We start from the raw sequence: 22,780 nt of genomic DNA, 5'->3' as shown, positions 1-22,780 counted from the left end.
AGATGCCCGGCATGAAGAGCGACCTTTTCTCCGAGCGGCACCTGGCACAGCCCGCCACGGCCCCCGGCATGAGCGTGCAGAACTCCAAGTCCCTCAAGTACGCGGTGAACGGCGAGATGCTGGCCCGGCAGGGGGCCATGATCGCCTACCGCGGGAATCTCCAGTTCGAGCGCAAGGGCCAGGGCGTCGGCGGCATGCTCAAGCGCGCCGTCACGGGTGAGGGGCTCCCGCTGATGACGGTGCGCGGCCAGGGCGAGGCGTGGTTCGCGCACGAGGCGCACACCTGCTTCCTCGTCGACCTCGAACCGGGTGACGTGCTCACCATCAACGGCCGCAACGTCCTGTGCTTCGACACCAGCCTGTCGTACGAGATCAAGACGGTGAAGGGCTCGGGCATCACCGGCGGCGGCCTGTTCAACACCGTCTTCTCCGGCCACGGCAGGCTCGGGCTCATGTGCGACGGCGAGCCGCTGGTCATCCCGGTCTCGCCGAAGGAGCCGGTGTACGTGGACACCGACGCGGTGGTCGGCTGGACCGCCGGCCTGGAGACCTCGCTGCACCGTTCGCAGTCCATCGGCTCCATGCTGCGCGGGGGCTCCGGGGAAACCGTGCAACTGCTGCTCCAGGGCGACGGCTTCGTCATCGTGCGCCCGAGCGAGGCGACGCCGGCGAAGCCGCAGCAGCACTGAGCCGGGCGGCCGGTCACCGGCGAGCGACCGGCCGCCCCTCCACCTCAGCGGCAGAGCGCGGGCTCGTCCCTGCCGGAGTCGCTCGCCGCCTCGGCCGCGTCCTTCGCGGGCGCGAGCCTCGTGCGCAGCATCGGCAGGCCGCACAGGGTCAGGAGCAGCGCCAGGCCGCCCGCGACGAGCGCCACCGAGACGCCGGCCGTGGCGCCGAGGTGGTCGTGGACGACGCCGGTGACGGCCGCGCCGATCGCGACGCCGCTCTGGAGGCCCGCGATCATCCAGGTCATGGCCTCCGTGAGCTGGTGCTCCGGGGTGATGCGCTCCACCATGCCCATGATCACGACCATGGTCGGCGCGAAGAAGACCCCGGCGGCGAAGACCACCACGACCATCCCGGCGACGCCGTCCACGAGGAGGAACGGCAGCGTCGTCAGGGCCGTTCCGGTCACGCCGATCAGGAGCAGGCGCGGCAGCGGCACCCGGGGGCGGCGGGCGCCGAAGAGCAGCCCGGAGATGCCGGAGCCGATCGCGTACACGGCGAAGACGAGCCCGGCGAGCGACTTGTCACCCGCGTCCTCGGCGAAGACGAGGCCCATCGTGTCGACCATGCCGGGGATCACGCCCCCGCACAGCAGGACGAGCGCGAGGAGGAGCACCGGCGGCGAGGAGACCGCGGACGCGCCGCCGCCGGAGGTGCGCGGCCTGACCGGCGGCTCGGTGCTCTTCTGCGGGACGAACAGCGCGACCCCGACGAGCAGGAGCAGCCCCGCCGCCAGGGGCGCGGCCTGCGGGAACAGCGCCGTGGAGAGCACCACGGCGAGCGCCGGGCTGATGACGTACGTCAGCTCGTCGACGACGGACTCCATGGAGTACGCGGTGGTCAGCCGCGGCGTGCCCCGGTAGATCTCGGTCCAGCGGGCCCTGACCATCGCGCTCATGCTCGGCATCAGGCCGGAGAGCAGGGCGAAGAGGAACAGGGTCCAGCTCGGCGCGCCGGAGGTGGCGCACAGCAGCAGGCCCGCGAGCCCGAGCACGCTGACGCCGGTGGCGACGGGGAGCACCCGGCTCTGGCCGCGCCGGTCCACCGCCTTGGACACCTGCGGTCCGAGGACGGCCATGGAGACGGTGAAGGTACCCGCGACCAGGCCGGACAGCGCGTACTCCCCGGTCGTTTCGGACAGCATCGTCAGGATGCCCATATGGGTCAGGGGCAGCGGGAGGCGGGCGACGAGCCCTGCGGAGCTGAACGCCTTCGTGCCCGGCGCGGAGAAGATCTCGCGGTATGCGTTTGCCATTGCCTGTCCTGTCGTGGAATCGGCCCTCGGCCCGTCGGGGCATGCGCGGCACCCGGCGCGCACACCCCCACGAGCAACAACCGGGACTATCGTCCCACTTTCTATCACGCCCCGATCCGGCATGCCGAGGCCCGCCCGGGCGACCCGGGCGGGGGGTGCGGCGACCCGTTCGCGCTTGACATCCGCCGATTTCATTATTCAAGTTTGACTAGTGCGCCTTCACGGTATACCTTTCAGCGCGTGGTCAAGTTTGACTACGCGGACACGCGAGAGCCTCATCAGCAAGGGAGCCCATATGACCCACCTGCCCGACACCGGATACACCCCGACCGCCGAGGACCGCGCGAGCCTGGACGCCTGGTTCGCCGCGTACGACGCCGCGAGCGGCAAGCGTGACGTGGAGCGCATGGCCGACATGGCGGTGTTCCCGCTCAACCTGGTGAGCGACGACTCCGCGGGGAACGGCCGGGCGGCGCAGTGGGACCGGCAGCAGTTCGTCGCCACCATGACGCAGGTGATGGGCGACGGCGGCCAGGACATCGCCTTCGAGTCCACCCGGACCCCGGTGTTCCTCTCCGCGTCGATGGCCGTCGTCTTCACGGACTCGACGATGACGGTCGACGGCCACACCCAGCAGCTCCGCTACGCGGACATCCTGCTCAAGCGCGACGGGACCTGGGCGTTCCAGACCATGATCCAGGGCGGCTGGGGGGACAACCTGTAGCGGCGCCACGGCGAGGGCCGGGCACATCCGTCCCGCTGCGCGGGCGCCTAGGAGCGGCGCCTGCGCAGCACCACGACAAGGGCACCGACGGCCGCCACGGCGACCGCTCCCCCGGCGACGGCGAGGGTCGTGCCGCCGTTCCCTCCGTCGTCGTCATCGGCCTTTGCCGCGCACTGCGGACCGTCAATTGGCCCGCCCTTTTCGACGGTCACTTCGCCCGCCCGGGTGCTCTCACCGGGATGCACCGGCTCGGTGAAATGCACGGCATACCTACCGGGCTCGGCATCACAGCGGATCCGAGCGTGTGCCGCGAACGAAACCTTGCCCGTGGACTTCAGCTCCACCGGCTTTTGGAACACCTCGGAACGCACGGCCGCGCCCTCGTCGAGTTCCGGATTCACCAAGGACAACTCGACGCGCTCCCCAGGTCGCGCCGCCGCGGGAGCGACCGTCAACTCGCCACTGCCACCCGCGTCCGCGTACGCGCCCGGCACGGCCGTCGCCGTGGCCGCGAGCAGCAAGGCCCCCACAAAAGTGGCGCGTACACGTGACATAAGATGCAGTCCTCGGGCTCGGATGACCAGGGTCGATTCTGGTGACGGGATCCGTTATCGGCGATCTTACCGGGGGGATTTCCGAGCAGTGCACGGACTGCCGCTGCTCACCCTTCGCCAGACGGTCGCGGGCGAACACCGAGTTCTGCCACCGCCACGCAACAGAAGGGGAGCTGTGCGTCATTCCCGTTGGGCCAGGACCGTCGCCGTGGGGGCGGGCGGCGTCGTGATCGCCGCCCTGGCGACCACCGCGTCGGCGAAGGATTCCACAGCCGGGCCGGAAGGCACCCGGCCAGGGCCGGACAGGACGCCCGGCGTCAGCGCGTCCGCTCCCCCGAAGAGCGGCCCCGGCTGGACCGCCGAGGACGCCGCGGACTTCTGGACCACGGGGCGCATGGAGTCGGCGACTCCGCCACCGCCCGCCAAGGACCCCGCGCCCGAGGTCGCGCGGCCGGCCACCACCGTGACGGCCACGGCGAGCACCGCGAAGAGCCCACGGGCGCGCGCCGCCGCCGCCAAGCCCTCCGCCACGGCCTACAAGGGCGCCAAGACCATCGGCGTGCTGTACTACGTCGACAGCGGCATGTCCGCGCACAGCTGCACGGCCAGCGTCGTGCACAGCCCCAAGGGCAATCTGATCCTCACCGCGGGACACTGCGGCCCCGGCAAGAAGCACGCGTTCGTGCCGCAATACCGCACGGGTAAGCCCGCGACCCAGCAGCCGTACGGAATCTGGGCCGTCGACCGGTTCTTCAAGGACCCCCGGCACACCGACACAGGGCCCGGCTCCGACCTCGACTTCGGCTTCGCGACCCTCAAGCCCGACGGGGACGGCCGCCCCATCGAGCGGCTCACCGGCGCCAACACCCTGACGCGGACACCGGGTTACCGCGTGCCGGTCACCGTCATCGGCTACCCGAAGGCGAAGTACGACCCCAAGGACCAGGCCGTCAAGTGCCGCACGACGACGGGCCGCCTGCCCGGTTACCGGCAGCTGCGCATGAAGTGCGCCGGCTTCCACGGCGGCACCTCCGGCAGCCCGTGGCTGATGGACTTCGACGAGCGGACCCAGCGGGGCAAGGTCGTCGGGAACCTCGGCGGCGCGGGCGGCGGCGGGTCGAGCAGCGACGTCTCGTACGCGCCGTTCTACGACGACGAGGTGTTCAAGCTCTACGACGACGCCGTCGCCGACGTCGCCACGGTCAAGCGCCCGCCGCTGCCCTACACGCTCGGCACCGGCGAGACCTGGCAGCACGCCCGGCAGCTGGCGTCCGGCGACTACACCGGCGACGGCAAGGCCGACCTGCTCGCCGTGTGGGCCAGCGGCGAGGTCACGCTGCACACCGGCGACGGCGACGGCGGCTTCGGCGGACAGCGCCGTCTCAAGGCGCCCAACGGCACCTGGAAGCACGCCGCGGCGATCACCGGCGGCGACTTCACCGGCGGCGCCCGCTCCGACCTGATCGTGCGCTGGTCCGACGGCGAGGTCACGCTGTACCCCGACGTGTCCACCGCGGGCTTCGGCAGGGAGGTCCGGCTCGCCAAGGCGAAGTCCACCTGGAAGCACGCCACGCAGATCACCGCGGGCCGCTTCAGCGGCAACAAGCGCGCCGACGACCTGGTCGTCCGCTGGAGCGACGGCGAACTCACCCTCTACCGCGAGGCGGGCGACGGCTTCAAGAAGGAGACCAGGCTCCAGAAGCCCAACGCCACCTGGAAGCGCGCCGCCCTCCTCGTCGGCGGTGACTTCACCGGCGGCGCCCGCTGGGACGTCGTCGTGCGCTGGTCCGACGGCAAACTCACCCTGCACCAGGACGTGGGCACGGGCGGCCTGGGCAGGAAGACACAGCTCGGCGGGCCCAGCGCGCTGTGGAAGCACGCCAAGGTGGCGACGGCCGGCGGCCACACCGCGGGCGGCCGCCCCGACGACATCCTCGTCCGCTGGAGCGACGGCGAAGTCAGCCTGTACGCCGACACCACGACCCGGCTCGGCACCGAGCGGAACCTCGTCCCGCCCAGGACGACCTGACCGGAGCGCCGAGCGCCGCGACCGGTGGTGGCGCACGGCGTGCGGCGACCGGGTAACGTCGGCGGGAACGGCACGCGTACGCGGGTACGCGGCGGCGGAGAACAGCAGAGACACGCGGCGGCAGAGGTACGCGCGCACGAACGCGGGAGACCCACCCTGAACGAGCCGACCACCGCACCGACCACACCGCCCGTCACCGACGGCCGCCGCGCCAAGGGCGAGCGGCGGCGCCGCGCCCTCATCGAGGCCACCGTGCGCGTCATCGCGCGCGACGGCGCCGCGGGCGTCACCCACCGCACGGTGGCCCGGGAGGCGGAGCTGCCCACGACCGCCACCACGTACTACTTCAGCAGCATCGACGCTCTCCTCACGGCGGCGCTCACCCAGTGCATGGAGGAGGACTCCGCACGCATCGAGGCCCTCGTGGACGCGCCCGGCGGCGCCACCCTCCGGGCCCTCGCGGAACTCATGGCGCGGACCCTCGGTCCGCCCGGGCACCTGCTCGCGGAGTTCGAGCTGTGCCTGCTCGCGGTGCGCCGCCCGGAGCAGCGGGCGGCGACCCGGCGCTGGCACGAGGCGCTCGCCGCGTTCGCCCGCCACTTCACGCACGAGCCGCTGCGCGTGAAGCTCTTCACCCACGCCTACGACGGACTGCTGCTCCAGGGCCTGCTTGCGGACGAGACCCCGACCGCCGACGACTTCGAGGAACTGCTGCGGGAGCTGCTGCCGGACGCTCCGTAGCCGACGGGGCCGAGCGGCGTCAGCCCTGCCGGTGACCGCGCTGTCAAGCTCCGACACACCCTCGACTACAGTGGGCCCCGGGCCGTGACTGGCGCTGAGGTGGAGCACCACCGGGGAGCGGCCTGACGCAGATGTCGATTGCCGTGCGCCTGGGCGACTGGTCAACCACGCCTGGAGGCGGCCATGTCCCCGACCACTTCGACGGTCCCTGCCCAGCTCATGGACGGCACCGCCCTCGCCCGCCGCGTGGGCGAGGAGACCGCGGCCCGCGCCGCCGAGCTGACCCGGCGCACGGGCGCGGCGCCCTGCCTCGCGACCGTGCTCGTGGGCGAGGACCCCGCGTCGGTCACCTACGTCCGCATGAAGCGGAACCGCTGCGCGAAGGCGGGCATCGTCTCCCGCCACGTCGCGCTGCCCGCCGAGACCACGACCGAGGAACTCGTCGCCACCCTCGGCGCCCTCTCCGAGGACCCGACCGTGCACGGCATCCTGCTTCAGCACCCGGTCGGAGAGCACATCGACGAGCGCGCCGCCTTCGAGGCGATCGCGCCGCACAAGGACGTCGACGGCGTCACGCTCAGCTCGTTCGCCGCGATGAGCTTCGGGCGGCCCGGCTACGTGTCCTGCACCCCGGGCGGGATCATGCGGCTGCTCGACGCGTACGACGTCGACCTCGCGGGGAAGCGGGCCGTCGTGGTGGGCCGCAGCGCGATCCTCGGCAAGCCCGTGGGGATGCTGCTGCTCGCCCGGGACGCGACCGTCACCTACTGCCACTCGCGCACCGCGGAGCTGTCCGCGCACCTGCGCGAGGCGGACGTCGTCGTGGCGGCCGTGGGCAGGCCCGAGCTGATCCGCGGCGAGGACATCAAGCCGGGCGCGGTCGTCGTGGACGCCGGGTACAACCCGGGGAACGTCGGCGACGTGGACTTCGACGGCGCGCGGGGCCGGGCCCGCCTCATCACACCGGTGCCGGGCGGCGTGGGCCCCATGACGATCGCGGTCCTGCTGGAGCAGACGGTGGACGCGGCGGAGCGGCAGCTGGAGGCGCGCGCCGCGCGGTGACGGGCCGTGCGCGGGGCCGCCCTCGTCCCACCATCTGGTGCTTTCAACGGATGTTGACCCGCCGTTGAGCCGCTCTCCCTACGTTCCTCCCTGTCGCGGCGACAGCCCGTCGCCGCTCGGTCAGCAGGGGGTTCGATGCGTCGCAAGAAGGCTTTCCTCGTCACGGGCGCGGCAGTGTGCAGCATGGCGTTACTCGGTGCGGCGGGGCAGGGCGCGAGCGCCGACCAGCCGGACCGCGAGACGGTGCCCGTGGGGCAGCTCGTGGGCAAGGACGCCGCCCGCAAGATGGCCGAGCAGCGGCCGCTCGTCGCCGCGGCCGACGTCGTCAGATGGGCTCAGGAGCGCGGCCGGTACGAGGGGTTCACGGGCATCGCCCTGGAGCGGGGCCGCGTCGCCCTGTACTGGAAGGGCGAGCTGCCCGCGCAGATGCGCACCGCGGTCGCCGAGGCGCGCGGGAAGGCGCGGGTGCGGATCGTGGCGGCCCCGTACTCGCTCAAGGAGCTGGAGACGGCGTCGGCCCGGCTCCAGGAGCGGCTGCGGGCCGAGCCGGCGCTCGGCCACACCGTGAAGATCCCCACGGACGGCAGCGGGCTCGTCATCGCCGCGGAGCCGGGCCGCAGGGCGGCCGCCGCCGCACCGCGCGGAGCCGCCGCCCTCGAGGAGGACCTGGGCGTGCCGGTGCGCACCGTCCGGGAGGGCAGGATGAAGGAGCGCAGCCGGGACAACGACTCCTACCCGTGGTCCGGCGGGGCGCTCCTGAAGAACAACGGCGCCCCCAACTGCACCTCCGGGTTCGGCGTGCGCGACGGCTCGGGCGCGCAGTACGTCCTCACCGCCGCGCACTGCGGCAAGCCGGGTGACCGCTACACCAGCGGGGCGAACCAGTACATCGGCACGCCGTCGGCGCGCCACCAGCCCCACGACGTCATGCTGATCCCGACGGCCGACGTGGACAACTTCATGTACACGGGCGGGCGGGGCGACGAGCGGGGCGCCCGCGTCGAGGGCTGGGACTGGGTGTACACCGGCGAGTACCTGTGCCAGTCCGGTGTCACCAGCGCCGGGGTGACCGGCGGCCCCGTCTGCAACCTGAAGGTGAAGTTCTTCTACAACGACTCCGAGGACCTGGTGGAGGCCGAGCAGATGAACGGTCAGGAGGCGGCGCGCGGAGGTGACAGCGGCGGTCCCGTGTACGCGGCCGCCGCCAACGGGGGTGTGATCGCCAAGGGCACGGTGACGCGTTCGCTCGGCTCCGGCCTCGGCTTCCAGGACTTCGGCACCGCCTGGCGCGACTTCGGGGTGTGGATCGACAAGTAGGCCCGGCGGCGCGGGCGTTCACAGCGCCTCGCGCAGCAGCTGCACCGGGTGCCACGCGGTGCGCTCCGTGCCGTGGAAGATCTGCTGACGGCACGAGGCGCCCGTGGCGACCACCACGGTGTCGGCGGACGCGGCCTTCACCGCGGGGAAGAGACGGTCGGCTCCCACGGTCATCGAGAGGTCGTAGTGCTCCGACTCGAAGCCGAAGGAGCCGGCCATGCCGCAGCAGCCCGCGTCCAGTTCGGTCACCTCCACTCCCGGGACACGGCGCAGCAGCGCCATGGTCGCCGCCGTGCCGACCTCCGCCTTCTGGTGGCAGTGTCCGTGGTAGAGGAGGGTGCGCCCGTTCAGCCAGGAGTCGGGGCGCAGGGTGAGGCGGCCCTCGTCGACGGCGTCGCCGAGCAGTTCCTCAATCTGTCGCACGCGGGCGGTGACCGCCTCGCGGGCCGAGTCGCGGGGCAGCAGCGCCTTGTGCTCGTCGCGCAGGGTCATCAGGCAGGACGGTTCGCAGCCGGTGACGGGCGCGTCGGCCGGGGTGGTCTCGGTGAGGCGGTGGACCAGTTGGAAGGCCTTGTCGCCCGCGTCGTCCAGGAGGCCCTTGGAGAGGCTGGCCCGTCCGCAGCAGCCGCCGCTCTCCAAGTGCACGTTCCATCCGGCGTGTTCGAGGAGTTCCACGGCCGCCTGTCCGATCTCCGGTTCGGTGTACGTGGTGAAGGAGTCGGCGAGGAGCACGACCGTGCCCTGGGTGGGTGTCGCGGCGGGGGTGCGGCGGCCGAACCAGCGCACCAGGTCGCGGCGGGCGTAGCGCGGCAGCGGCCGGTGCCGGGTGATGCCGAGGGTGCGGTCGAGGAGCCGGCGCAGCAGCGGGAGGCGTCCGGGCAGGTTGGAGAGCGGGGCGGTGGCGGAGCCGAGGCGGTTGAGCGTACGGATCGACCCGAAGATCCGGGAGCGCAGCGGAACCCCGTGCTCGTCGTGGTGGTGGGCGAGGGCCTCCGCCTTCAGTGAGGCCATGTCCACGCCGAGCGGACACTCGCTCTTGCACGCCTTGCACATCAGGCACAGGTCGAGGACTTCGTGCAGCCGCGCGTCGCCGAGCGCGGCGTGCGGGTCGGGTGCCGAGAGGGCCTGGACGAGGGCGCCGGCGCGGCCGCGCGTGGAGTCCTCCTCGTTGCGGGTGGCCATGTAGGAGGGGCACATGGTGCCGGTGCCGGACTTGCGGCACAGGCCGATGTTCATGCAGCGGTCGGCGGCTCCGCGCATCCCGCCCGTCACGTCGAAGTCGAGCCGGGTGCGCAGCCCCGGCGCGGGCGGCAGGGCCGCGTCGCGCAGGTGCTCGGTCATGGCGGGGGCGTCGACGATCTTTCCGGGGTTGAGCCGGTTGTCCGGGTCGAAGATCCCCTTGACCTGGCGCATCGCCTCGTACAGCGCGTCGCCGAACAGCTCGCGGTTGAACTCGCTGCGGGCCAGGCCGTCGCCGTGCTCGCTGGAGTTGACGCCGCCGTACTCGGTGACGAGGTCCTTGATCTCCTCGGCGACCTCGCGCATCGTCCGGCGCTGCTCGGGGTCGGTGACGTCGAGGAACGGCCGGATGTGCAGACAGCCCACCGAGCAGTGGCCGTAGAAGCCCGCAGTGAGGCCGTGCCGGTCGAGGACCTTCTTCAGGCGGGCGGTGTACGCGGGCAGGTGCGCGGGGTCGACGGCGGTGTCCTCGATGAAGGCCAGGGGCCGCTTGGTGCCCTCGCTCGCGGCCATGAGCAGGCCGAGGCTTGACTTGCGGACCTTCATCAGGGCGTTCCGGTCGGCGGGGGCGGTGGCCCTGAGGGCGTGGTAGCCGTGGCCGTGGCGCTTCCACAGGGCCGTCAACCGGTCCAGGCTGCCGAGGAGTTCACGCTCGTCGTCGCCGGTGAACGACACGAACAGGAGTGCGTCCGGGTCGCCTTCGAGGACCGTGGAGAGGGAGGCGTACTCGATCTTCTGCCGGGACAGGTCGAGGATCGTCCGGTCCATCAGCTCGACGGCCGCCGGGGCGCAGGCGAGCGCGTCCTGGGTGGCCTCGATGGCCCCGGCGACCGAGGTGAAGTGGCCGACGGCGAAGACCGTGTGCGCCGGTTTCGGTACGAGGTCCACGAGCGCCCGGGTGGTGACGGCCAGGGTGCCTTCGGAGCCGACGACGAACTTCGCCAGGTCGAAGGGGGTGTCATCGCGGGCGAGCCGGTCGAGGCGGTAGCCGCCCGCGCGCCGCCAGTGCCGCGGGAAGCCGTCGGCGATCGCGTCGCCGTGGGCGGCGACGAGCGCGGGCAGCTCGCGGTGGATGCGGCCGTCCAGCGTGTCGAGCCCGGCCCGGCTCGCGTGTTCCTGGGCGGTGAGCGGGGCCAGGTGCGTGGTCGTGGCGTCGGAGAGCACCACGTCCAGGGCGCGGACGTGGTCGATGGTCATGCCGTAGCGCAGGGAGCCGCTGCCCGCCGAGTTGTTGCCGATCATGCCGCCGACGGTGGCGCGGTTGCTGGTGGAGGTGTCCGGGCCGAACATCAGGCCGTGCGGGGCGGCGGCGCGGTTCAACTGGTCCTGGACGACGCCCGGTTCGACGAGGGCGGTACGGCCCTCCGGTTCGAGGGCGACGACGCGGCGCATGTGGCGGGAGAGGTCGAGGATGATGCCGGGGCCCGTGGTCTGCCCGGCGAGGCTCGTCCCCGCGCCGCGCGGGACGACGGACACGCCGTGTTCGACGGCCGCGGCGACCGCGGCCTGGACGTCGTCCGCGTGGCGGGGGAAGACGACGCCGAGCGGGGTGATGGCGTACATGCTGGCGTCGCGGGCGAACAGATGGCGGCTCACGGCGTCGAAGCGGACCTCGCCTTCGAGGTCGGCGTGCAACCGCCGGGCGAGTTCGCCGCCGAGTTCGGCATGCTCGGCCTCCGTGCTCTCGATGCTGGATGTCATGCGACACGCTCCGGGGCGAAGGGAGTACGGGGACTTACGGGGACTTACCGGGAGGCGGCGCGGGTCCGCCGGTGCGGCGGGCCCGCGCCCGGGGGGGGCTCAGGTCGTGCGGAGGTGGTCGAGCGCCGCGGCGAGCCCCTCGGAGCCGACCGCGATCCCGGCCAGCTCCAGGCCCATCTGCACCCCGGCGAGGGTCCCGGCGAGGGTGAGGTCGTTGAAGTGGCCGAGGTGGCCGATGCGGAAGACCTTGCCCGAGAGCCGCCCGAGGCCGGTGCCGAGCGACATGTCGAACCGTTCGAGGATGATCTTCCGTACGGCGTCGGCGTCCTGGCCGTCCGCCAGGAGCACGGCGGTCAGGGAGCCGGAGTGCTCCCGGTCGTCGGCGCACAGCACCTCAAGGCCCCAGCCGCGCACGGCCGCCCGGGTGGCGGCGGCGTGCCGGGCGTGCCGGGCCCAGACCTGTTCGATGCCCTCCTCCCCGAGCATGAGCAGGGCTTCCTCAAGGCCGTAGAGGAGGTTGGTGGCGGGGGTGTACGGGAAGAACCCGGCGGCGTTCGCGTCGAGGACCGGCGCCCAGTCCCAGAACGACCTGGGAAGGCGGGCGGTGCGGGACGCCTCGATCGCCTTGGGGCCGACCGCGTTGAAGCCGAGGCCCGGCGGCAGCATGAGGCCCTTCTGCGAGCCGGCCACGGTCACGTCGACGCCCCACGCCTCGTGGTGGTACTCGATCGAGGCGAGCGAGGAGACGGTGTCGACCAGGAGCAGCGCGGGGTGCCCGGCCGCGTCCAGGGCGGCGCGGATCTCCGGCACCCGGCTCGTGACACCGGTCGAGGTCTCGTTGTGCACCACGCAGACGGCCTTGACGCGGTGGGCGACGTCGGCGGTGAGGTGCTCGGCCGCGGCCTCGGGCGAGGCTCCGTGCCGCCAGTCGCCGGGCACGAACTCCACATCGAGGCCGAGGGATTCGGCCATGTCCCGCCACAGCGTGGCGAAGTGGCCGGTCTCGAAGCACAGCACGCGGTCACCCGGGCTGAGCGTGTTCACCAGGGCGGCTTCCCAGGCGCCGGTGCCCGACGACGGATAGACGACCACGGGGGACGTCGTGCCGAACACGGGCTTGAGGCCGTCGAGCACGCGCCGGGCCAGGTCGGCGAACTCGGGGCCCCGGTGGTCGAGGGTGGGCGCGGCCATGGCGCGCAGAACGCGGTCGGGAACGTTGGTGGGTCCGGGAATCTGCAGGAAGTGACGGCCGGTCCTGACGGTCATCGCGCGAATCTCCCCTCCACGCTTGTGCCGTGAGGTGGCACAACGTATCGTTATGCGGCACGGTGGAGCATAGGGGTGCCCGTCGACAGCGGTCAACGGCGCTGTCGTACGCCGCCGTTGGGACGGCCCGATGCGCCACCCTGGGAGCGGCCCGGCGCGGAGCCCGCCGGGCGGGCCGAGACGAGACCTCCGGGGGGATCCCATGCAGAACGTCCTCAACACCCTGCGCGTCCTGGAGGAGTTGGCGACGCGCCAGCCCGTCGGGGTCGCCGAGCTGGCGCGCGCCATGGAGCTGCCGAAGAGCACCGTGCAGCGGGCGCTCGGCACGCTGCGCACCGCGGGCTGGATCAGACAGACCGGCACCCCGCCCACGCGCTGGACCCTCACCACGAAGGCACTGCTCATCGGCAGGCAGGCCACGGGTGAGCTGGGGCTCCGGGACGTGGCGGTGCCGGTGATGGAGGAGCTGCGCCGGGCCGTCGACGAGACCGTGCACCTGGCGGTGCCGGAGGGCGACCGGGTGGTCCTGGTCGAGCGCCTGGAGACGTCGCAGCCGGTGCGGATCGTGCTCCCGCTGGGCCAGCAGCTGTCCGGTCACGCATCCGCCAACGGCAAGGCCGTCCTCGCGGCCCGCACCCCCGAGGCCGTCGAGCGGTACGTGGCGGACGGCCTGACCCGGTTCACCGAGGCGACGATCGGCGACCCGGACGCGCTGCGCGCCGAACTGCGCGCGATCCGCGCCCGCGGCTACGCGCTCAACGAGGGCGAGTGGCGCGCCGACGTGGCGGCCGTGGCCGCGGCGATCCTCGGCCCGGACGGCACGCCCGTGGCCAGCATGAGCGTCAATCTGCCCGCCAGCCGCTGCGACCGTAAGCGCCTCGAAGAGCTGGGCGTCCATGTACGAGCGGCGGCCCGCGAGATCAGTACGGCCCTTGGCTACGAGGAACCCCGCACCGCCTGAGCACTCCACGAAGCGATGTGTCCGCACCCTCTTGACGGCCCGTGACACCCGTCACATACTCGCCAACGTTGCCCCGCGATTTCCGCATAGCGGAACTCGGTGTCCGTGCTGCGGATATACGAGTCCGGCGTGCCCGCCACTTCACCACGCCCTCCGGGGCCGTATCCGCACGCCCACGCACGTGACCCTCCAACCGCTCACTCGGCCGCAGTCCGAAGGCGAGGACGTGTCATGACAGACCATCTCATCGCGATCGGCGCATTGGTGCTCGTCTTCGCCATCGCCACGTTCACCTCCGTCCACATGGGAGCGCTCGCGCTCGTCGCGGCGTTCGCCGTCGGCTCCACCGTCGCCGGCGAGAACGCCGACGATGTCTTCGGGGGCTTCCCCGGAGACCTCTTCGTCGTCCTCGTAGGTGTCACGTTCCTCTTCGCCGTGGCGAAGAACAACGGCACCATCGAGTGGCTCGTGCACGCCGCGACCCGGGCCGTGGGCGGCCGCATCGCCCTCATCCCCTGGGTCATGTTCCTCATCACCGCCGCGCTCACCGCAGTCGGCGCGGTGGTGCCCGCGGCGGTCGGCGTCATCGCCCCCATCGGCATGAGCCTGTGCGCCCGCTACCACATCCGGCCCCTCCTGATGGGCCTGCTCGTGGCCAACGGGGGCTGCGCGGGGGGCTTCTCACCCGCCAGCGTCTACGGCTCCATCACCAACGGCGTCGTCGAGCGCAACGACCTGCCGAGCAGCCCCGCGCTCCTCTTCGCCATGACGTTCCTGTTCAGCGTGGCGCTCAGCGTCGTCGCGTACTTCATGTTCGGCGGGCGGCAGCTGCTCGGGCGGCGCGCGCAGGCCGTCGAGGCGACGAACGGCGGCGCGGCAGCGGACGGCGGCGCGGCGGACGGGCCGTCCGGGCCGTCCGGGCCGTCCGGGCCGTCCGGGCCGTCCGCAGGAGCTGAGCCCAGCGACTCATCGCCGGGCACCGCCGCCGACGCGCCCTCGGGTGCGGCACCGGCGGGCGGCACCGCCACCGCGACCGTCGCCCTCGCGAAACCGGCCCTGGCGCCCGGCCTCGACCTCTCCCGCTCCCTGACGCTGCTCGGCCTGCTCGGCATGGTCGCGGGCGCGCTCTTCTTCGAGTGGAACGTAGGGCTCATGGCCCTGACCGTCGTGGTCGTCCTCACCCTGGTCGACCCCGACGCAGCCAAGGGCGCCGTCGACCGCTGCGCCTGGTCCACCGTGCTGCTCGTCTGCGGTGTCGTCACCTTCGTCGGCGTCATGGAGCGCATGGGCACCATCGAATGGCTCGGCGACAGCGTCGCGAAGATCGACTCCCCGCTCCTGGGCGCCCTGTTGATCTGCGTCGTCGGTGCCGTGGTCTCCGCCTTCGCCTCCACCACGGGCATCCTCGGCGCTCTCGTCCCCCTGGCCGTCCCGTTCCTGATGGATGGTCAGGTCAGTGCCGTCGGCCTGATCATCGCCCTGGCCATCTCGTCGTCGGTGGTCGACTCCTCCCCCCTTTCCACCAGCGGGGCCCTGGTCACCGCCAACGCCCCCGAGGAGGAGCGCCCGCAGATCTTCAGCGCCCTGATGCGCTGGGGCATGTCGATGACCCTCGTCGCCCCGCTCGCGACGTGGGCGCTGTTCGTGATCCCCGGACAGGTCTGAACGCGGACGTCGAGCGCGCTCCCCGATCAGCGGACGGCCGTACGCCCGCCGGAAGCGCTCGGGTCGCGCTCCTCGCGCAGGAAGTCCAGGAGCAGCGCGGTGATCTCCGCCGGGCGTTCCAGGGAGGGAAGATGGCCCGCCCACGGCAGTTCCCGGTGCCGGGCCCGGGGCAGGAGGCCGGGCAGTTCCGCCGCGATCTGCCGGAAGTCGGACAGGTCGTGGGCGCCGCCGACGGCGAGGGTGGGGGCGGTGACGTCCCGGAGGTCGAGCGTCGGCTCCGGGAGTTCGTACTCGGCTTCCTCGCCCTGCTCCGCCGGGTGCGCGGCGAACCAGTTGGCGAAGTTCTCGCGCTGCATCCGGGTCACCAGCCTCCGGGTCTTCCCGTCGGCTTCCGGGCCCAGCCACGTACGGGCGTTGAGTGCGGCCGCGGCGTCCAGCTCCCCCTCGTCGATGAGGCCCTCCTCGGCCTCGCCGAAGGCCTGGAGCGCCGGGCTCGGCTCGTGTCCGGGGCGGCCCGCGCAGAGCAGTGCGAGGGCGGTCACCCGCTCCGGGCGCAGCGCGGCGATCCGCAGCGCGACCCGGCCGCCGTACGAGGAACCCACGAAGGCGGCTTCGGCCACGCCCAGGGCGTCGAGCAGTGCGAGGACGTCGTCCTCGTCGGAGTAAGGCGCGGTGGCCGCGGGAGACCCGCCGCAGCTGCGGAAGTCGGCGCGGACGACGCGGAACCCGGCGTCGGCCAGCGGGCGCCACTGCGGCTCCCACATCCGGCGGTCGCAGACCGAGGAGTGCAGCAGGACAAGGGCGGGGCCGTCGGCCGGGCCGTCCACGTCATGAGAAAGGATCACTCCCGCATCCTGCCAGAACGGCCCCGGCCCGCCGGTGGAATTTCCGGCGGCCCGGGGCACAGGCGCCGCCCGGTGCGGGGCGGCGGGCTCAGTCGCGCAGGCCCTCCACCGCGGGCACGACGACGCCGAACAGGTCGGTGACGGTGGTCAGGGCGGCGGCCTGGAGGGCGGCGGCGGGAAGGACCGTGCCGTCCGGGGCGGCGAGCGCCCGGGTGGCGGTCGCCTCGGCGACGACGGTGGGCCGGTAGCCGAGCTGGAAGGCGCCCTGCGCGGTGAAGGCGACGCACATGTGGGTCATGAACCCGGCGAGCACGAGGTCGCGGCCCTCACCCGGCCCGACGCCCGCGTCCCGCAGGGCCTGCTCCAGGCCGGTGGCGTGGAAGGCGTTGGGAACCTGCTTGACCACGACGGGCTCACCGGCCACGGGGGCGACCTCGTCACTGATCGCCCCGATGTGGGCTCGGATGTCGTACGGGGTGCCCTCACCGCCGTCGTTGACGACGTGGACCACCGGGATGCCCGCGGCGCGGGCGCGATCAAGGAGCAGGGCGCCCGCCGCGACGGCCTTCTCGGCGCCCTCCAGGGCCATGACGCCGGTGCGGTAGGTGTTCTGGAAGTCGATCATGATCAGGGCGGACTCGCGGAGGCGGGGTGGCTGGTTGTCCAGGCCGATCACGTCGCGCAGGGTCGTGGCGGGGTGACTGGTGCTCATCAGGGAGCCTTTCGCTGGGTAGGGAATGCAGGTTTTCGGGCAGGCCGAGGCCGCGGCCCGGCGTCCGTGCCCATGGAGGGGAGGTGAAGGGAAAGGAAGGGGTGAAGGGAAGCGGTCAGGCGGTCATGGTGCGGAAGCGGCGGCGGTAGGCCGCCGGCGTGGTGGACAACTGCCGCCGGAAGGCCCGGTGCAGGGTCTCCACCGAGCCGAGCCCGGCGGCGGCCGCGACCTGGTCGAGCGGGCAGTCCGTGGTTTCGAGGAGGCGCCGTGCGACCTCGATGCGGACGCCCTCGACGTAGGCGGCGGGAGTGGCGCCCGTCTCCTGGGTGAAGACGCGGGCGAAATGCCGCTCGCTCAGGCACATGCGGGCCGCCAGGGCCCCTGCCGACAGGTCCTCGTCGAGGTGGTCCGCGATCCACAGGCGCAGCTCGTCGATGTCCCTGCGGCTGGAGCCCGAGCGGCGCAGCGGCACGGAGAACTGGCTCTGGCCGCCCTGCCGTTTGAGGTAGACCACCAGCTGCCGGGCCACCGCGAGGGCGGTCTGCTCGCCCTGGTCCTCGGCGACCAGGGCAAGGGCGAGGTCCAGGCAGGCGCTGATGCCCGCCCCGGTCCACAGCCGGCCGCGGTCGGCCCGGACGAAGATGGGGTCCGGGTCGACCGTGACGTCGGGGTGGTCGGCGGCCAGCTGGGCGGCGGTCGACCAGTGGGTGGTCGCCGTGAGCCCGTCCAGGAGCCCCGCCGCGGCCAGGAGGTGGGCGCCCACGCACACGGACGCCACGCGCCGGGCGTGCGGAGCGGTGGCCTTCACCCACTCCACGACGGTGGTGTCGATGCGGGCCACGGGCCCGTCGTCGCTCATGTCGACCGCGCCCGGCACCAGCAGGGTGTCCACCCGGTCGCCGACGTCGTCGAAGGACACGTCGGTGAGCAGCCGTACCCCGGCCGACGTGCGGACCGGTCCGGCGGCCGGCCCGGCGAGGCGGACCTCGTATCCGGCGCGGCCCGCCGTCTCCCGGTCGGCGAGGGCGAAGACCTCGGCCGGGCCGGTGACGTCGAGGAGGTCGACATCGGGGAAGACCGCGATGACGACCCGGTGGGGAAGGGGCATGCCCTTATGCTCGCCCGCGCCACTCATGACCGCAATGACGATTCCCTGTCACATCCGGACACCCGGCCGAGAGGGCCCGCCCCGGCGCTACGCCCGTGTGAACACCGTGTGGCAGCGCTCCGGCAGCGTCCCCGGCCCCGTTGACGACGTCGAAAGTCCGGTGCTCAACTGTTCGCATGCCGTCCTCGCAGCCGCTGGTCTCACGCGAGCACATCGACCTCTGTCGGGTGTGTTCCACCGCGTGTCCTGGCGTGGGCGCCCCGCGCGGCTGAACGGCCCTTCGGGCCTCGTCCTCAATCGCCGGACGGGCTCCGTCGGTCGCCTGACGCACATTCCCCCTGATCCTCGTCGGGTGTTTCCCGGCCCTTCGGGCCTTGTCCTCCATCGACGGACGGGGTCCTTCTGTTCATCCACGTACGAAAGGCTCGCCATGCCTGTGGAGTTCCTCGGTATCGCCGCGACCAACGACGGCTCGGAGACCCGGCCGCGCTCCGGTGCCGCCTTCGACAAGCAGTACACGCTGCGGCTCGCCCGGGCCCACGAGGACCACGGCTGGGACCGGGTGCTCTTCGCCTACGCGTCCGGCTCGCCGATCCCCGCGGCCGCCGCAGGCTACCTCGCGGCGAAGGTCGAGTCGCTCCAGATCCTGCTCGCGCACCGGCCGAACGTGTCGTACCCGACGTACGCGGCACGCACGTTCGCGACGCTCGACCAGGTCAGCGACGGGCGGCTGACCGTCCACTTCATCACCGGCGGCAACGACCACGAGCAGCGCCGCGAGGGCGACACACTGAGCAAGGACGAGCGCTACGCCCGCACCCGGGAGTACATCGAGATCGTCAAGAAGGTGTGGACGCGGCACGAGCCCTTCGACCACGAGGGGGCGCACTACCGCTTCCAGGACTTCGTCAGCGACGTCTTCCCGGTTCAACAGCCGCACCCGGGCGTCTCGTTCGGCGGTTCGTCGCCCGCCGCCTACGCGGCCGGCGGGGCCGAGGCGGACGTCTACTGCCTGTGGGGCGAGCCGCTCACCGAGACCGCGCAGCAGATCGAGGAGGTCACGCGGGCCGCGCGGGCGGCCGGGCGCGGCGATGTGCCGCGCATCCAGGTGGCGTTCCGGCCCATCATCGCGCCGACCGAGGATCTGGCCTGGGAGAAGGCGCGGCGCACGGTGGGCGCGATCCGGGAGCACCTCGTCGGCGGGCGGATCCCGGCACGGCGCCGGTCCCCCGGCGCCCCGGAGAACACCGGCTCGCAGCGGCTCGTCGCCATCGCCGAGCAGGGCGAGCGCTTCGACCGCGCGCTGTGGACGCCGACCGCGGCCGCCACCGGGGGCGCGGGCAACTCCAACGCCCTGGTCGGCACCCCCGAGACCGTCGCCCAGGCACTGCTCGACTACTACGACCTCGGCGTGGACATCCTGTCCGCACGCGGCTACGACCTGCTCGACGACGCCGTCGACTTCGGCCGGTACGTCATCCCGATCGTCCGCGAGGAGGTCGCCAAGCGCGACCGGGAGCGGGCCGAGCGCGGGCCGCAGACCCTGGAGCGCACCCTGAGCGACCTGGCGGTGGCGGGATGACGTCCGCCGCCCCGCCCTCACCGGCGGCCTCCGCGCCCCCGGCCGAAGCTCCGGGGCCACGGGCAGCCGCCGAGCCGAATGTCGTCCCGGCCCGGCGCCACTGGCGCTGGGCCGCGGGGGCCGCCGTGCTGGTCCTGGCCGCCCAGTTCGCGCACGGGCTCCTCACCAACCCCGCCTGGGAGTGGGAGGTCTTCTTCCGCTACCTGCTCGCCGACAGCGTGCTGCGGGCGGTCTGGGTGACCCTCCAGCTGACGGTGTACGGCACGGCCATCGGCTTCGCCCTCGGCCTGGTCATCGCCTTGATGCGCCTCTCGCGCAGCCCGCTCCTGGCGGGCGTGGCCTGGCTGTACGTCTGGGCGTTCCGCTCCATCCCGCTGATCGTGCAGCTGCTGTTCTGGTTCAACCTCGCGTACTTGTACGAGGAGTTGGGCGTCGGCATCCCCTTCGGGCCCGTCGTGTGGAGCTTCGGCACCATGCACCTGGTCGGGGCGATGTCCGCCGCCGTCATCGGGCTCGCCCTGCACCAGGCCGCGTACGCCGCCGAGATCCTGCGCGGCGGCTTCCTCGCCGTCGAGCCGGGGCAGCTGGAGGCCGCCGCCGCGCTCGGCGTCCCCCGGCTGCGGCAGCTGCGCCGGATCGTCCTTCCGCAGGCGATGCGCTCGGTCCTGCCGAACGCCGCCAACGAGATCGTGTCCCTGTTCAAGGGCACGTCCATCGTCTCGGTGATGGCGATCGGCGAGCTGTTCTACCAAGTGCAGGTGATCTACGGCCGCAACGGGCGGGTGGTGCCGCTCCTGATGGTCGCCACCGTCTGGTACATCGTCCTGACCACGCTCCTGTCGATCGTCCAGTACTACGTGGAGCGGCATTTCGCGCGCGGCGCCGACCGCACTCCCCCGCCGACGCCTCTCCAGCGCGCCCGCGCCCTCGCCCGCACCCTCAAGGCCTCCCCTCACCCCCTCACACCCCTCCGGGAGAAGCGATGAGCACCACCCCCGTGATGGTCGACGTCCGCGGCGTCCACAAGAGCTTCGGCGCGCACGAGGTGCTGCGCGGCATCGACCTCCAGGTGCGCGCCGGCGAGGTCACCGTGGTCATCGGCCCCTCCGGCTCCGGCAAGTCCACGCTGCTGCGCGCCATCAACCACCTGGAGAAGCTCAGCCGCGGCTCGGTCAGCATCGACGGCGAGCTGATCGGCTACCGGCGGCGCGGCGACAAGCTGTACGAGCTGAAGGAGCGGGAGATCCTGCGCCAGCGCACCCGGATCGGCTTCGTCTTCCAGAACTTCAACCTCTTCCCGCACCTGACCGTCCTGGAGAACATCACCGAGGCTCCCGTCTCGGCGCTGCGCCGACCGGCCACGGAGGCGAAGGCCCTGGCGCGGGCGCTGCTCGACCGGGTGGGGCTCGCCGACAGGGCGGACGCCTACCCCCGGCAGCTCTCCGGCGGTCAGCAGCAGCGCGTGGCCATCGCCCGCGCGCTCGCCCTGGACCCGCAGGTGCTGCTCTTCGACGAGCCGACGTCCGCGCTCGACCCCGAGCTGGTCGGGGAGGTCCTCGACGTCATCAAGGACGTGGCCCGGGCCGGCACGACGATGATCGTCGTCACGCACGAGATCGGCTTCGCCCGCGAGGTCGCCGACACCGTGGTCTTCATGGACGACGGCGTGGTCGTCGAGCAGGGCCCGCCCCAGGACGTCCTCGACCACCCGCGGCACGAGCGCACCAAGGCGTTCCTCTCCAAGGTCCTGTAGCCCGCGCGCCGGTCCCGCAGCCCCGCAAGCACACCCCCGTCCCCGCCGAGGAGCACCGTCATGCCCGCGCCCGTCACCCGCCGCGCCACGCTCACCTTCGCGCTCGCCTCCGCCCTCGCCCTCACCACCGCCGCCTGCGGCTCCCCCGCCGACGAGGACACGGGCCCGGCGGCCCGCGCCCGGCCCGGCGCCAAGGGCGCGAAGATCGATCTGAGCCCCGACCAGAAACGCCTCAGAGCCGGGAAGGTCGACGCCATCGCCCGCCTCGTGCCGAAGCGCGTACGCGCGCGCGGCACGCTCGAAGTGGTCGCGTCCGCGGGCTCCGTGCCACCGCTGACGTTCTACGCCACCGACGACAAGACAGTGATCGGCGTGGAGACCGACATCGCCCATCTGGTCGCCGACGTGCTCGGCCTGGAGGTCCGCTCGCACGCGGTCGACTGGGCGAACATCTTCGTCGGCCTGGACAGCGGCAAGTACGACGCAGGCTTCAGCAACATCACGGTCACCGAGGAGCGCAAGGAGAAGTACGACTTCGCCACCTACCGCCTGGACACCATCGCCTTCGAGGCCAGGAAGAACCGCGGCTGGAAGGTCGAGGGGCCCAAGGACGTGGCGGGCCGCGTCATCGGGGTGTCGTCCGGCACCAACCAGGAGAAGCTGCTCGTCGACTGGAGCGGGCAGAACGTGAAGGCGGGCCGGAAGGCCACCGAGATCAAGTACTTCCAGAACACCAGCGACTACTACCTGGCGCTCGGCTCCGGCCGCATCGACGCCTACCTCGGGCCCAACCCGGTCGCCGCCTACCACGCGGCGAGCACCGGCAGGTCCGAGGTCATCGGCACCTTCTCGGGCGCGGGCGACCGCCTCCAGGGCAAGATCGCCGCCACCACGAAGAAGGACAACGGCCTCGTCGACGCCCTCCACAAGGCGCTCCAGCACCTCATCGAGGACGGCTCCTACGGCAAGGTGCTCGCCCACTGGGGGCTCGCCGACGAAGCCGTACGCACCTCGGAACTCAATCCGAAGGGGCTGCCCAAGGGCGCCTGAGGCGCGAGCCCCCGCCGGCCGTGCGCTACCGGACAGGGAGCGGGGCGCCGCGCTCCTCCTCCCGCCGGGGGCCGAAGAGGCGGCGCTCCTCCGCCGGGATCGGCACGTCGTTGATGCCGGCCTCGCGGCGGGCCATCAGGCCCTCCTCGGTGAACTCCCACAGCTCGTTGCCGTAGGCGCGCCACCACTGGCCGCTCGCGTCCTGGTACTCGTACTGGAAGCGCACCGCGATGCGGTTGCCGTGGAAGTCCCACAGCTCCTTGCGCAGGGCGTACTCGCGCTCGCGGGACCACTTGTCGCGCAGGAACTCCACGATCGCGGGGCGGCCGGTGACGAACCGGTCCCGGTTCCGCCAGACCGAGTCCTCGGTGTAGGCGAGCGCGACGCGCTCGGGGTCGCGGGTGTTCCACGCGTCCTCGGCGGCCTGGACCTTCTGCCGGGCGCTCTCCTCGTCGAACGGCGGGAACGGCGGACGTGCCGTCATGGCGGG

General features: G+C 72.5%; 20 protein-coding genes and 1 riboswitch. Of the genes, 12 read left to right on the top strand and 8 right to left on the bottom strand.

All coding sequences use genetic code 11. From position 1 onward, the window contains the following. The first annotated feature begins 11 nt into the window (after positions 1–11). Positions 12–689: an AIM24 family protein gene (locus AC07GB_RS05160; protein ID WP_478841861.1), complete on the top strand. Its 678-nt coding sequence runs from the start codon at positions 12–14 to the stop codon at positions 687–689. 44 nt (positions 690–733) lie between these two features. On the opposite strand, the gene AC07GB_RS05155 is transcribed toward AC07GB_RS05160, so the two are convergent. Beyond that, the gene (locus AC07GB_RS05155; protein WP_478841860.1) at positions 734–1,981 is read right to left on the bottom strand and encodes an MFS transporter; all 1,248 of its coding nucleotides are present in this window, start codon (positions 1,979–1,981) and stop codon (positions 734–736) included. Between the two features lie 295 nt (positions 1,982–2,276). Here AC07GB_RS05155 and AC07GB_RS05150 point away from each other — a divergent pair, with 295 nt between their 5' ends. Beyond that, positions 2,277–2,705 carry a nuclear transport factor 2 family protein gene (locus AC07GB_RS05150; RefSeq protein WP_478841859.1) on the top strand — a complete coding sequence of 143 codons (429 nt, stop codon included), beginning with the start codon at positions 2,277–2,279 and terminating at the stop codon, positions 2,703–2,705. A gap of 47 nt (positions 2,706–2,752) precedes the next feature. Here the strand turns inward: AC07GB_RS05150 and AC07GB_RS05145 are convergent, their stop codons facing one another. After that, positions 2,753–3,226, bottom strand: a complete 474-nt coding sequence (locus tag AC07GB_RS05145; protein WP_478841858.1) for a hypothetical protein — start codon at positions 3,224–3,226, stop codon at positions 2,753–2,755. Between the two features lie 208 nt (positions 3,227–3,434). On the opposite strand from AC07GB_RS05145, the gene AC07GB_RS05140 reads away from it, so the two are divergent. The 4 genes from AC07GB_RS05140 (at position 3,435) to AC07GB_RS05125 (ending at position 8,408) form a co-directional block, all read left to right on the top strand. Then, entirely contained in the window at positions 3,435–5,288 is a 1,854-nt protein-coding gene (locus tag AC07GB_RS05140) for a trypsin-like serine peptidase (protein ID WP_478841857.1), read from the top strand. Between the two features lie 39 nt (positions 5,289–5,327). Then, positions 5,328–6,029, top strand: a complete 702-nt coding sequence (locus AC07GB_RS05135) for a TetR/AcrR family transcriptional regulator (protein ID WP_478841856.1) — start codon at positions 5,328–5,330, stop codon at positions 6,027–6,029. A 74-nt stretch (positions 6,030–6,103) separates the two neighbouring features. After that, positions 6,104–6,191: riboswitch (ZMP/ZTP riboswitch) on the top strand. A 21-nt stretch (positions 6,192–6,212) separates the two neighbouring features. Beyond that, positions 6,213–7,091, top strand: a complete 879-nt coding sequence (locus AC07GB_RS05130) for a bifunctional 5,10-methylenetetrahydrofolate dehydrogenase/5,10-methenyltetrahydrofolate cyclohydrolase (protein WP_478841855.1) — start codon at positions 6,213–6,215, stop codon at positions 7,089–7,091. Between the two features lie 183 nt (positions 7,092–7,274). After that, positions 7,275–8,408, top strand: coding sequence for a chymotrypsin family serine protease (locus AC07GB_RS05125; RefSeq protein ID WP_478841854.1), 1,134 nt, complete (start codon positions 7,275–7,277; stop codon positions 8,406–8,408). 18 nt (positions 8,409–8,426) lie between these two features. On the opposite strand, the gene AC07GB_RS05120 is transcribed toward AC07GB_RS05125, so the two are convergent. Then, positions 8,427–11,348 (bottom strand): FAD-binding and (Fe-S)-binding domain-containing protein, encoded by a 2,922-nt coding sequence (locus tag AC07GB_RS05120; RefSeq protein WP_478841853.1) that lies wholly within the window; start codon positions 11,346–11,348, stop codon positions 8,427–8,429. 99 nt (positions 11,349–11,447) lie between these two features. Next, positions 11,448–12,614 (bottom strand): pyridoxal-phosphate-dependent aminotransferase family protein, encoded by a 1,167-nt coding sequence (locus tag AC07GB_RS05115; RefSeq protein ID WP_478841852.1) that lies wholly within the window; start codon positions 12,612–12,614, stop codon positions 11,448–11,450. Positions 12,615–12,816: 202 nt separating this feature from the next. Between AC07GB_RS05115 and AC07GB_RS05110 the strand changes: the two genes are divergently transcribed. Next, complete coding sequence (locus tag AC07GB_RS05110; protein ID WP_478841851.1) at positions 12,817–13,575, top strand: IclR family transcriptional regulator; 759 nt, start codon at positions 12,817–12,819, stop codon at positions 13,573–13,575. Positions 13,576–13,806: 231 nt separating this feature from the next. After that, positions 13,807–15,240: an SLC13 family permease gene (locus AC07GB_RS05105; RefSeq protein ID WP_478841850.1), complete on the top strand. Its 1,434-nt coding sequence runs from the start codon at positions 13,807–13,809 to the stop codon at positions 15,238–15,240. A gap of 26 nt (positions 15,241–15,266) precedes the next feature. Here the strand turns inward: AC07GB_RS05105 and AC07GB_RS05100 are convergent, their stop codons facing one another. The 3 genes from AC07GB_RS05100 to AC07GB_RS05090 form a co-directional block, all read right to left on the bottom strand. After that, complete coding sequence (locus AC07GB_RS05100) at positions 15,267–16,085, bottom strand: alpha/beta fold hydrolase (RefSeq protein ID WP_478841849.1); 819 nt, start codon at positions 16,083–16,085, stop codon at positions 15,267–15,269. Between the two features lie 88 nt (positions 16,086–16,173). Continuing rightward, positions 16,174–16,797: a cysteine hydrolase family protein gene (locus AC07GB_RS05095; RefSeq protein WP_478841848.1), complete on the bottom strand. Its 624-nt coding sequence runs from the start codon at positions 16,795–16,797 to the stop codon at positions 16,174–16,176. 115 nt (positions 16,798–16,912) lie between these two features. Beyond that, positions 16,913–17,905, bottom strand: a complete 993-nt coding sequence (locus tag AC07GB_RS05090; protein WP_478841847.1) for a GlxA family transcriptional regulator — start codon at positions 17,903–17,905, stop codon at positions 16,913–16,915. 430 nt (positions 17,906–18,335) lie between these two features. Here AC07GB_RS05090 and AC07GB_RS05085 point away from each other — a divergent pair, with 430 nt between their 5' ends. The 4 genes from AC07GB_RS05085 to AC07GB_RS05070 are packed head-to-tail and all read left to right on the top strand — an operon-like array spanning position 18,336 to position 22,290. Further along, entirely contained in the window at positions 18,336–19,487 is a 1,152-nt protein-coding gene (locus AC07GB_RS05085) for an LLM class flavin-dependent oxidoreductase (protein WP_478841846.1), read from the top strand. After that, positions 19,484–20,473 (top strand): amino acid ABC transporter permease, encoded by a 990-nt coding sequence (locus tag AC07GB_RS05080; protein ID WP_478841845.1) that lies wholly within the window; start codon positions 19,484–19,486, stop codon positions 20,471–20,473. Before AC07GB_RS05085 ends, AC07GB_RS05080 begins: the two co-directional genes overlap by 4 nt. Next, complete coding sequence (locus AC07GB_RS05075) at positions 20,470–21,240, top strand: amino acid ABC transporter ATP-binding protein (protein ID WP_478841844.1); 771 nt, start codon at positions 20,470–20,472, stop codon at positions 21,238–21,240. The genes AC07GB_RS05080 and AC07GB_RS05075 overlap by 4 nt, the downstream gene beginning before the upstream one ends. A 60-nt stretch (positions 21,241–21,300) precedes the next feature. Continuing rightward, entirely contained in the window at positions 21,301–22,290 is a 990-nt protein-coding gene (locus AC07GB_RS05070) for an ABC transporter substrate-binding protein (RefSeq protein WP_478841843.1), read from the top strand. Between the two features lie 25 nt (positions 22,291–22,315). Here AC07GB_RS05070 and AC07GB_RS05065 read toward each other — a convergent pair whose 3' ends face one another. After that, entirely contained in the window at positions 22,316–22,774 is a 459-nt protein-coding gene (locus tag AC07GB_RS05065) for a nuclear transport factor 2 family protein (protein ID WP_478841842.1), read from the bottom strand. Positions 22,775–22,780: the final 6 nt, after the last annotated feature.

Source organism: Streptomyces sp. NPDC045778 (assembly GCF_056431945.1).
Note: the sequence above shows the minus strand (reverse complement) of the source record. Positions and strands in the feature narration are given on the sequence as shown.

Excerpts from the sequence above, each read along its gene's own strand:
- AC07GB_RS05080 (WP_478841845.1), top strand. The coding sequence starts at position 19,484 with ATGACGTCCGCCGCCCCGCCCTCACCGGCGGCCTCCGCGCCCCCGGCC.
- AC07GB_RS05130 (WP_478841855.1), top strand. The coding sequence starts at position 6,213 with ATGTCCCCGACCACTTCGACGGTCCCTGCCCAGCTCATGGACGGCACC.
- AC07GB_RS05155 (WP_478841860.1), bottom strand. The coding sequence starts at position 1,981 with ATGGCAAACGCATACCGCGAGATCTTCTCCGCGCCGGGCACGAAGGCG.
- AC07GB_RS05150 (WP_478841859.1), top strand. The coding sequence starts at position 2,277 with ATGACCCACCTGCCCGACACCGGATACACCCCGACCGCCGAGGACCGC.
- AC07GB_RS05070 (WP_478841843.1), top strand. The coding sequence starts at position 21,301 with ATGCCCGCGCCCGTCACCCGCCGCGCCACGCTCACCTTCGCGCTCGCC.
- AC07GB_RS05090 (WP_478841847.1), bottom strand. The coding sequence starts at position 17,905 with ATGCCCCTTCCCCACCGGGTCGTCATCGCGGTCTTCCCCGATGTCGAC.
- AC07GB_RS05125 (WP_478841854.1), top strand. The coding sequence starts at position 7,275 with ATGGCGTTACTCGGTGCGGCGGGGCAGGGCGCGAGCGCCGACCAGCCG.
- AC07GB_RS05120 (WP_478841853.1), bottom strand. The coding sequence starts at position 11,348 with ATGACATCCAGCATCGAGAGCACGGAGGCCGAGCATGCCGAACTCGGC.
- AC07GB_RS05160 (WP_478841861.1), top strand. The coding sequence starts at position 12 with ATGAAGAGCGACCTTTTCTCCGAGCGGCACCTGGCACAGCCCGCCACG.
- AC07GB_RS05095 (WP_478841848.1), bottom strand. The coding sequence starts at position 16,797 with ATGAGCACCAGTCACCCCGCCACGACCCTGCGCGACGTGATCGGCCTG.
- AC07GB_RS05065 (WP_478841842.1), bottom strand. The coding sequence starts at position 22,774 with ATGACGGCACGTCCGCCGTTCCCGCCGTTCGACGAGGAGAGCGCCCGG.
- AC07GB_RS05075 (WP_478841844.1), top strand. The coding sequence starts at position 20,470 with ATGAGCACCACCCCCGTGATGGTCGACGTCCGCGGCGTCCACAAGAGC.
- AC07GB_RS05110 (WP_478841851.1), top strand. The coding sequence starts at position 12,817 with ATGCAGAACGTCCTCAACACCCTGCGCGTCCTGGAGGAGTTGGCGACG.
- AC07GB_RS05085 (WP_478841846.1), top strand. The coding sequence starts at position 18,336 with ATGCCTGTGGAGTTCCTCGGTATCGCCGCGACCAACGACGGCTCGGAG.
- AC07GB_RS05105 (WP_478841850.1), top strand. The coding sequence starts at position 13,807 with ATGACAGACCATCTCATCGCGATCGGCGCATTGGTGCTCGTCTTCGCC.
- AC07GB_RS05115 (WP_478841852.1), bottom strand. The coding sequence starts at position 12,614 with ATGACCGTCAGGACCGGCCGTCACTTCCTGCAGATTCCCGGACCCACC.